The sequence below is a fragment of the Yoonia sp. genome (assembly GCF_965660735.1).
Taxonomy (GTDB): Bacteria; Pseudomonadota; Alphaproteobacteria; order Rhodobacterales; family Rhodobacteraceae; genus Yoonia.
The window spans coordinates 1-8259 of record NZ_CBFIBD010000064.1; the positions used below are offsets into that span (position 1 = coordinate 1).

At 58.3% G+C, this 8259-nt stretch carries 10 protein-coding genes and 2 pseudogenes; 7 read left to right on the forward strand and 5 right to left on the reverse strand.

Annotated features, from left to right (window positions below):
• From ACTG4B_RS14985 to phnC, 4 genes and pseudogenes are all read right to left on the reverse strand, one after another.
• Positions 1-274, reverse strand: a pseudogene (locus tag ACTG4B_RS14985) (phosphonate ABC transporter, permease protein PhnE); the annotation flags it as partial.
• On the reverse strand, positions 271-1146 hold the full coding sequence (phnE, locus tag ACTG4B_RS14990; RefSeq protein ID WP_439156508.1) for a phosphonate ABC transporter, permease protein PhnE: 876 nt from the start codon (positions 1144-1146) through the stop codon (positions 271-273). The gene phnE and the pseudogene ACTG4B_RS14985, both read right to left, overlap by 4 nt.
• Before the next feature lie 66 nt (positions 1147-1212).
• Positions 1213-2130, reverse strand: a complete 918-nt coding sequence (gene phnD, locus ACTG4B_RS14995) for a phosphonate ABC transporter substrate-binding protein (RefSeq protein ID WP_439156509.1) — start codon at positions 2128-2130, stop codon at positions 1213-1215.
• 57 nt (positions 2131-2187) lie between these two features.
• A complete protein-coding gene (gene phnC / locus ACTG4B_RS15000) occupies positions 2188-2997 on the reverse strand; it encodes a phosphonate ABC transporter ATP-binding protein (RefSeq protein WP_439156510.1) in 810 nt (269 codons plus the stop codon).
• Positions 2998-3217: 220 nt separating this feature from the next.
• Between phnC and ACTG4B_RS15005 the strand changes: the two genes are divergently transcribed.
• The 3 genes from ACTG4B_RS15005 (at position 3218) to ACTG4B_RS15015 (ending at position 5691) form a co-directional block, all read left to right on the forward strand.
• A complete protein-coding gene (locus ACTG4B_RS15005) occupies positions 3218-3511 on the forward strand; it encodes a hypothetical protein (RefSeq protein ID WP_439156511.1) in 294 nt (97 codons plus the stop codon).
• 366 nt (positions 3512-3877) lie between these two features.
• On the forward strand, positions 3878-4864 hold the full coding sequence (gene dusA / locus ACTG4B_RS15010; RefSeq protein WP_439156512.1) for a tRNA dihydrouridine(20/20a) synthase DusA: 987 nt from the start codon (positions 3878-3880) through the stop codon (positions 4862-4864).
• 8 nt (positions 4865-4872) lie between these two features.
• Positions 4873-5691, forward strand: coding sequence for a sulfite exporter TauE/SafE family protein (locus ACTG4B_RS15015; RefSeq protein WP_439156513.1), 819 nt, complete (start codon positions 4873-4875; stop codon positions 5689-5691).
• Here ACTG4B_RS15015 and ACTG4B_RS15020 read toward each other — a convergent pair.
• Positions 5688-6362 (reverse strand): helix-turn-helix transcriptional regulator, encoded by a 675-nt coding sequence (locus ACTG4B_RS15020; RefSeq protein WP_439156514.1) that lies wholly within the window; start codon positions 6360-6362, stop codon positions 5688-5690. The two genes, ACTG4B_RS15015 and ACTG4B_RS15020, sit on opposite strands and share 4 nt — an antisense overlap.
• A gap of 204 nt (positions 6363-6566) precedes the next feature.
• Between ACTG4B_RS15020 and ACTG4B_RS15025 the strand changes: the two genes are divergently transcribed.
• The 4 genes and pseudogenes from ACTG4B_RS15025 to ACTG4B_RS15040 form a co-directional block, all read left to right on the forward strand.
• Positions 6567-6779: a twin-arginine translocase TatA/TatE family subunit gene (locus ACTG4B_RS15025; protein WP_439156515.1), complete on the forward strand. Its 213-nt coding sequence runs from the start codon at positions 6567-6569 to the stop codon at positions 6777-6779.
• Positions 6780-6806: 27 nt separating this feature from the next.
• A complete protein-coding gene (gene tatB / locus ACTG4B_RS15030) occupies positions 6807-7241 on the forward strand; it encodes a Sec-independent protein translocase protein TatB (protein WP_439156516.1) in 435 nt (144 codons plus the stop codon).
• Complete coding sequence (gene tatC / locus ACTG4B_RS15035) at positions 7238-8107, forward strand: twin-arginine translocase subunit TatC (RefSeq protein ID WP_439156517.1); 870 nt, start codon at positions 7238-7240, stop codon at positions 8105-8107. Before tatB ends, tatC begins: the two co-directional genes overlap by 4 nt.
• Positions 8104-8259, forward strand: a pseudogene (locus ACTG4B_RS15040) (AAA family ATPase); the annotation flags it as partial. The gene tatC and the pseudogene ACTG4B_RS15040, both read left to right, overlap by 4 nt.

Here is an 8259-nt window from a genome sequence, read left to right on the forward strand (position 1 = left end):
GGTAGGTGCCTTTGCGTTCTCCCTCCACGGCATAGGTGATCTCGCCCGAACGATTGTCGCGGGTGACATGCACCTTGTGGGACCAACTGTCAGAGACCAGCGTCACAGCGTTGCCCATATTGGCGCGTCCCGCAAGGCCGGGCAGATCGAAGGCGAAGAAGATGTAAACGAAATAGACTGCGATGACCGCAGGGATGCCAAAGCCAATCAAGCGCTTGCGCTGAAAGAGCTTTTCGGCCTCGAATTTGGTCGTGTCCAGATCAATGGCGGTCATTGGCCTTGCCCCTCGGTCAGACGGTTGCGGTAGCGGCTGGACACTTGGTCAAAGAACACGATCGTGCCGAAAAGAAGGATGAAAATAGCGGCCGCTTCATCAAAGCGGCCCGGCCCCCAAGCCATGGAATTCCTCAGCTCGTATCCCAGCCCGCCCGCACCGACAAAGCCAAGAATAGCAGAGGCACGAATGTTGATCTCGAACCGGAGCAATGCGTAGCTCACATAGTTTGGCGCGACCTGTGGCAGCACACCCAAAAGCATCCGCTGCGACCATGTGGCACCTGTGGAGGCCAAACCCTCAACGGGTTTCAGGTCTGCGTTCTCGGCCACTTCCGAGAACATCTTGCCAAGCGCGCCAGCGGTGTGAATGGCAATGGCAATCATCGCGGGAACAGGCCCACCGCCCAACACGAAGATAAGTACGAGCGCGATCACGATTTCGGGCACTGCACGCATGATATCCGCAATGCGACGAAAAAGCGGGATCAGGCGAGGCCATTTGGCAAGTCCTCGCGTGCCAAGCAGTGACAGGAACAAGCCGCCAATCGCACCGATCAGTGTCGAAACGGCTGCGATATTGATGGTCTCGACCAATGCCGGGAAATACTTTGCAATCAGACCGGGCAGATCGGCGCGTTTTTCCCACGCTTCGGACAGGACATCTGCCGGGTAGTCGCCGACCTGGTGCAATCCTTCCCAGAAACCGCCCGCGTTGCGGTCATCGGCGATATTGAAGCCCGACACCATCAGCACAACGAAAATCAAAAGCGTGAGCCCGCCATAGAGCCTGCGGCGTTGCACCTGCGCCATGTAACTGGCTTGAATCCCGTCTACGCTATGTGGCGCGCCAATCAGTGATATATCTGCCATCCCGACCCCCGGACAAAGAAATACCGGCAGCCCATAAGGGCTACCGGATGCGTCATGAAAACTGTCTTAGTTACCAATTACAGACTGGCGCGCCGCCACGATGCTTTCGTACATTGCGTGGGTGACAGGCTGAAACCCCAGCGTATCGCCGGCAGCGACGCCGTAGGCGCAATCGGGATCTGCTTCAAAGAGGCCATCAACCAGCGTAACCATCGTGGCTTTGACATCGTCAGGAAGGGCGCTGCGCAGAACGACCGGGCCTTCGGGGATCACGTTGGATTTCCAGATCTGGACCATGTCGTTCATGTCAACGAGACCTGAATCAACCGCCTTGCGCAGCGCGCCGGAATTGTAGCCGTCTTCCCAGTTGCCCTGACCGTCGGCCCAGGTCACACCGCCGTCGATATCGCCGTTGTTCACTGCGACGATGGTCTGCTCATGACCACCTGTGAACTTGACTTCACCGAAATATTCGCCGGTTTCCATGGTGATGCCGTCTTTGTACTGCGGGATCTCGATTGAAGGGATCAGATAGCCGGATGTCGAATTCGGATCACCGAAGCCGAAGACCTTGCCTTCCATGTCGTCAAGAGATGCAATGCCGCTGTCGACGCGGGCAAAGCCGATGGAATGGTAGCCAACAGAGCCGTCAAGGTTGACCTTGATCAGCACAGGCTCAACAGCGTCGGCGTCCTGCAGAAAGGTGGCCGCATAAGACGATGCGCCCAACCATGCCATGTCGATAGTGCCGCCAAGCAGGCCCTGAATCACGCCGTTATAGTCGGCAGGCGCAAAGAGTTTGGTTTCCACGCCAAGTGCTTCTGTCGTGTAGTCGGCAAGGCACTGGTAGCTGTTCATCCGGTCCTGCGCGTTTTCACCGCCCAGGATGCCGATGCGAAATTCAGTGATCGCGTGGCCGTCGGCAAATGCGGCTCCGGTCAGTGCGGTAGTGGCGACAAGCGCCATTGCGAGGTTATTTTTCATCGTATTCTCCGTTGGGTTGATGAAGGTAGCCCGCGGAAAACGCGGGGAAAAACTGGCTTAGGCGTAGACTTTATGCTCGTTCGACCTGTCCAGTGTTTCGATTTCGGTAGATGTCGCGGCTTCGGAAAAATCCGCGCCTGCGCCGTAGATGTCGCGCGCCACCCCGGTAGTCAGCTGCGCCGGCGTGCCGTCAAAAACGATCCGCCCATCGCGCATCCCAATCACCCGGTCGCAATAGCGCCGCGCAGTATCAAGCGTGTGGAGGTTTGCGATCACCATGCGACCGTCCTCTTCATGGATGCGGCGCAGCGCTTGCATCACCACTTGCGCATTCATCGGATCAAGGCTGGCAATCGGCTCATCGGCAAGGATGATTTTCGGGTCCTGCATCAAGGCGCGTGCAATCGCCACGCGCTGCTGTTGCCCCCCTGACAGTGCCTCGGCCCGTTTCGGGGCCTGTTCGGCAATGCCGAGCCGGTCAAGAATGTCGATGGCCCGGTGAATGTCCGATTGCGGGTAAAGGTTGAACAGCGTCGCAAAGGTCGACCGCTTGTTCAGGGTGCCGTGCAGCACGTTTGATACGACATCCATGCGGGGGACGAGGTTGAATTGCTGGAAAATCATGGCGCATCGCGATTGCCAATTGCGCCGCGCAGCACCCCGTAGCGTCGTGATTTCTTCACCCTCAAAGGTAATCGTGCCCTCGGACGCATTGCTAAGACAATTGACCATCCGCAGGAGAGTGGATTTACCCGCACCGGAACGGCCGATGATCCCGATCATGGTTGGTTTATCGACCAAAATATTTGCGGCATCCACAGCGGTTTTATCCCCGAACCGCTTGGTCAGCTTATCAATCTTCAGCATATCGCCCCCATGTTTGGTGAGGGCGTAATCGGCGGAAGCTACGGTTTGATGACGGTTTTGATTCAGTTTCTTTACAAAAAGTAAAAGAAACATGACGCTCTCAGACGGCTAAGGGCGCAAGATTTTGCAATGGTCGGCACATATTGCCTTGGAGCCAAAGTTATCCACATTGCTTCATAAAAGTGTTACATTTTGAAAATCAGGCGATTAGGATTCTCTTATGTTTCTTCGTTATGCACTAACCATGTCTATTTTCTTCTCGATTCCTGCGCTTGCGGTCGCGCAGATGACTGATGTCAGTTGCGATGACAGCACGCGAATGGCTCATATGTTGACTAATGCTCTGGGTGCAGATCGTCAGGGGATGGGCCTGCGTGACCCTGAAACTCTGCTTGAAATCTGGGTGACCGAAAGAAACGGTGACTGGATTATTGTACAGAACTACACGAACGGAACCTCTTGCATCGTCGCCATGGGGGAACATTGGGAGGGCATCGTTCCCGGGCCCGCATAAGGGCTGAATTCCCCGAACGGATCTGTCGCAGGGGCCGGCCTTGGCGATAGAGCTTCAGTGCGCACATGTCCTTTATACCCGGGCAGACGAGATCGCCAAACATCGCAAGGCGGACGCCGTGTTCGGTGACAGGCCCTGATCTGCACGCGTCTGCGTCCGGGGGCGGCGCATTTGTTGGCATCGTCACGTCGGTGAAAGGTCTGGCTGGCGTCGTGGCCCTTGCGTCTGATCCGGACCCGGTATCCACCAGAGGGAAGCTTGCTTATAGTGGCCCTATCGTGTGCGCTGAGTCGTCGAAACGGGGCAAATCGGGGCGTATTTCCGATAGGTAACTTTGCCCCGCAACAGTTTGAAGATAATAGAAAAATGAAAATAAATCAACACGCTAGACTTTCTATAGCACCGATGATGGATTGGACCGACCGCCACTGCCGCTATTTTCATCGGCTGATGTCACAGCACACGTTGCTTTACACCGAAATGGTGACCGCCCCTGCGGTGTTGCATGGTGACCGCGGCAGGCTGTTGCGGTTTGATGTTGCCGAACAACCCGTGGCATTGCAGCTGGGCGGATCCGATCCGGCGCAGTTGGCGCAAGCGACGCGGATTGCCGCCGACATGGGCTATGCCGAGGTGAACCTGAATTGCGGTTGTCCCTCGGATCGCGTGCAATCCGGTAGTTTCGGGGCGGTCCTGATGGAAAACGCGCACTTGGTGGCAGATTGCGTGGCCGCGATGCGGGATGCGACCGATGTGCCCGTGACCGTGAAATGCCGCATCGGGGTTGATGACCAGGAGCCGGCGAAAATTCTGCCCGATTTCATTGCGCGCGTCTCAGCGGCCGGGGTGGACCGCTTTTCGATTCACGCTCGCAAGGCGTGGCTGCAAGGGCTGAGCCCCAAGGAAAACCGTGATATTCCGCCGCTTGATTATGATCTGGTGCTGGCGATGAAGGGGCTGTTTCCGCATCTGCACCTGTCGGTGAATGGCGGAATCGCGACGCTGGATCAGGCGGTCGATTTCCTTGACCAGGGATTGGACGGGGTCATGATCGGGCGCGCAGCCTATCATACACCGGCCGACATTCTACTGGATGCGGATAGGCGCATCTATGGCGGCGGTCTGGCCCGCACCGCCGAAGAGGTCGTGCATCTGATGATCCCTTATATCGAAAGCCACCTTGCCGACGGCGGCAAATTGGGGCAGATCACCCGGCATATGCTGGGGCTTTTCCAGGGGCGGCCGGGCGCGCGCGGCTGGCGTCGGCATCTGTCGGAAAACGTCCATGCGGATGGTGCAGGCCCGCAAGTGGTGCTGGATGCGCTGGATCATGTCACGCGGCTGGCCGCTTAGGAGAGATCATGGAAAACCTGTCGATGCTGGTCGCCATGGCGGCGATGCTTTTGGCTGTGGGGGCCTTTTCGGGTGTTCTCGCGGGGCTGCTTGGGGTTGGTGGCGGCATCATCCTGGTGCCTGCTTTCTTCTATGTTTTCAGCCTGCTGGGCCATGATGGATCGCAACTGATGCAACTGTGTCTTGGCACGTCGCTGGCGACGATCATCGTGACCTCTGTCCGGTCGGTGCTGGCGCATCACCGTAAGGGCGCCGTGAATTGGGACATCCTGAAAACATGGGCGCCGGGGATCGTGATCGGTGCGGGGCTGGGGGTATTGACGGCCTCTGCCTTGCGATCCGAGGTCTTGCAGGCGATTTTTGCGGGTCTGGCGCTGGCGATCGGGCTTTATATTACCTTTGGGCGCGCCCATTGGCGGCTGGGGGCGCAGATGCCCGGCGGGATCGTCCGCGCGACCCTTTCTCCGGTCGTGGGGTTCCTATCGGTCCTGTTGGGCATCGGTGGCGGGTCATTCGGGGTGCCGATCATGACGCTTTACGGCGTGCCGATCCACCGCGCTGTCGCGACGGCCGCAGGGTTTGGCGTGACCATCGCAGTGCCCTCGGTGATCGGCTTTATGTTGCTAGAGGTTGAAAACGCGCCCCCCTTCAGTGTGGGTGCCGTCAATCTGGTGGCCTTCGGGCTGGTCATCGCGATGACACTGATCACTGCACCTTGGGGTGCTGCGCTGGCGCACCGGCTGGACCCCAAGCCGCTCAAACGGATATTCGGTATCTTTCTGATCATTGTCGCACTGAACATGATGCGCAAGGTATTGGGATATTAACCACCGGTGCGGTCCTGCTGGCGGGCATTGAAGTCGGATAGCGACTTGCCCGCCTCGTTCACGAAAAGGCTGGGCAGGATGCGCAGGGCACTAATTTCGTCCACGCGGATTTCATCGAAATCGCGTGATTTTTCGCACCAGACCACGCAGGTCCACAGCCGCCCCCAGTAATCCAGTTGCAGTGGGCGGACCGTGCGTTCCACACCGTTCATGGTCAGCGCGAGCTTTTGCCGGGTGCGGATCGCCTGGCGCAGGCTGGGCAGATGCTGAAATCCCCGCGCGGCATCGGCAAAGGGATAAACGGCCAGCGCGTAACCCTGCGGTGCGCGGCTGCGGTTTTCGGGCATGACGGCGTCCAGTTTCGCAGACAGGCGGGCGGCGGCGGCGGATAACTCCGCATCCCCGCCCTCGCGCACGGCCAAAAGTCCCAGATGCAGCGCCTCGACCTCGGTCATCGTCAGGTTCAGGGGCGGCAGGGTGACTGCGGCGGTGACGCGGTATCCGATCCCGCGTTCGCCCTCGATCGGGACGCCGGAAGCAGCGAGTGTTTCCATATCGCGGTAGATCGTGCGCAAGGACACATCGGTCGCCGCCGCCAGGTCGGCAGCCTTGTGTAATGTCCCATCGCGCAGGATCTGGATCAGTTGCATCAATCGGTCGGCGCGGCGCATGTGATTCCTTTCCGTTTCCCCCAGTTTTGTCAATTTTCTGACAACTGACAAGTTTTTGGCACTGAAATTCCAAAGCCCTTGCAAAAAAGGAGGTTAAGAGGGTGCCAGACTGCGTTTTTCACCTTCCCTTGGGGCGGCGGCGGGACTATTTGTCAGATCACAGAATGAAAGACGACGGGCCACGCCCCGTCAGAGGAGATAAAAATGCTCAACAACATCGGCCTTCCCGGCCTTCTATTGATCGCAGTCGTCGTGCTTGTCCTGTTCGGGCGCGGCAAGATTTCCAGCCTGATGGGCGAAGTCGGCAAGGGCATCACCGCCTTCAAGCGCGGCGTTGACGACAGCAAGAAAGAGCTGGACGAAGGTATGGCCGAGGCCCGCGACGTCACCCCTGAAAACGAAAAAGACAAAGTCTGAACCGGCTTTATATAAGGTAGTCTGCGGATGTTCGGCCTTGGCATGAGCGAAATGGTGCTGATTGGCATCGTGGCCCTGATTGTGATTGGGCCAAAGGATTTGCCTGGCATGTTCCGCACGCTGGGGCAATTTACAGGCAAGGCCCGTGGCATGGCCCGCGAATTTTCCCGCGCAATGGAAGCCGCAGCCGACGAGGCAGGCGTCAAGGACATGACCAACACCCTGAAATCAGCTGCGAACCCGCAGAAATTCGGGGTGGACAAGCTGAAAGAGGCGACGGGCATGACCAAAGGCCCGGCAACACAAGGCCTGTCCGAAGAACGCGAAGCGGCAAAAAAGAAGATGAGCGAAGGGATGGCCAAAGCCGCCACCGACCGCAAGGCACGCGAGGCTGCCGTCGAGACGGCAGCATCCGCCCCGCCTGAGGCCGCCCCCGAAACGCCGCCCAAAGGTGACGCATGAGTGCCTCTGACGATATGGAAGACAGCGCCGCGCCGCTGATCGAACATCTGACCGAACTGCGCAGCCGGCTGATCAAATCGGTGCTGGCATTTATCGTCGGCATGGTCATCTGTTTTGCGGTATGGAATCCGGTTTTCAACTTTCTGACTTATCCGCTCTGCGATGCGCTGGCGTCGCGTGGGCAAGCGTGTGATCTGCAATTCATCGCATTGGAGGAGGGTTTCTTTGTTGCGATCTCCATTTCGCTGCTGGGCGGGCTGGTATTGGGATTTCCAATTATTTCCTATCAATTGTGGCGGTTCGTTGCGCCGGGGCTCTACAGATCTGAAAAGGGTGCCTTCCTGCCGTTTCTTGTGGCGTCGCCTTTCATGTTTTTTCTGGGGGCAGCCTTTGCCTATTACGTCATTACGCCGCTGGCATTTGGGTTTTTCCTTGGGTTTCAGCAACCCGGTTCACTGATCGACGGGACAGAAACCAGCACGCAAGCGGCCGGTATCCTGTTTCAAGGATCGGCCAAGGCCTATCTGAACCTGACGATCAAATTTATCGTGGCCTTTGGCCTGTGTTTCCAGCTTCCGGTTCTTCTGACCCTGATGGGCAAAGCCGGGCTGGTGTCGGCGCGCGGCCTGCGTGGCACGCGGAAATATGCGATGGTTGGCATCCTGATCGTCGCCGCACTTGCCACGCCGCCCGACGTCATCAGCCAGGTGATCCTGTTCGTGGTGGTTTACGGTCTGTATGAGGTGTCGATTCAACTGGTCGCCCGCGTCGAGCGCAAGCGCGAAGCAAAGCTGCGTGCCGAAGGTTTGTGGGATGACGATCTGCATGGCGATGGCGCCATGGACGATGAGGACCCCAAGGCGTGACCAAGAAAACACTGGGCCGGATTGCCGCAGCGCTGGAGCGGATCAGCCCGGCCCCGGCCGCCACCCCCGACCTGACAGCGGCATCCGCCTTTGTCTGGCACACAGACCCCGACAGGCTGGTTCCGGTGGACCGGGTCAACCGGGTCAATGTC

Bases quoted from the DNA above. Each gene is read 5' to 3' on its own strand.
- dusA (WP_439156512.1), top strand. From the start codon at position 3,878: ATGAAAATAAATCAACACGCTAGACTTTCTATAGCACCGATGATGGAT.
- ACTG4B_RS15005 (WP_439156511.1), top strand. From the start codon at position 3,218: ATGTTTCTTCGTTATGCACTAACCATGTCTATTTTCTTCTCGATTCCT.
- tatC (WP_439156517.1), top strand. From the start codon at position 7,238: ATGAGTGCCTCTGACGATATGGAAGACAGCGCCGCGCCGCTGATCGAA.
- ACTG4B_RS15025 (WP_439156515.1), top strand. From the start codon at position 6,567: ATGCTCAACAACATCGGCCTTCCCGGCCTTCTATTGATCGCAGTCGTC.
- ACTG4B_RS15015 (WP_439156513.1), top strand. From the start codon at position 4,873: ATGGAAAACCTGTCGATGCTGGTCGCCATGGCGGCGATGCTTTTGGCT.
- tatB (WP_439156516.1), top strand. From the start codon at position 6,807: ATGTTCGGCCTTGGCATGAGCGAAATGGTGCTGATTGGCATCGTGGCC.
- ACTG4B_RS15020 (WP_439156514.1), bottom strand. From the start codon at position 6,362: ATGCGCCGCGCCGACCGATTGATGCAACTGATCCAGATCCTGCGCGAT.
- phnC (WP_439156510.1), bottom strand. From the start codon at position 2,997: ATGCTGAAGATTGATAAGCTGACCAAGCGGTTCGGGGATAAAACCGCT.
- phnE (WP_439156508.1), bottom strand. From the start codon at position 1,146: ATGGCAGATATATCACTGATTGGCGCGCCACATAGCGTAGACGGGATT.
- phnD (WP_439156509.1), bottom strand. From the start codon at position 2,130: ATGAAAAATAACCTCGCAATGGCGCTTGTCGCCACTACCGCACTGACC.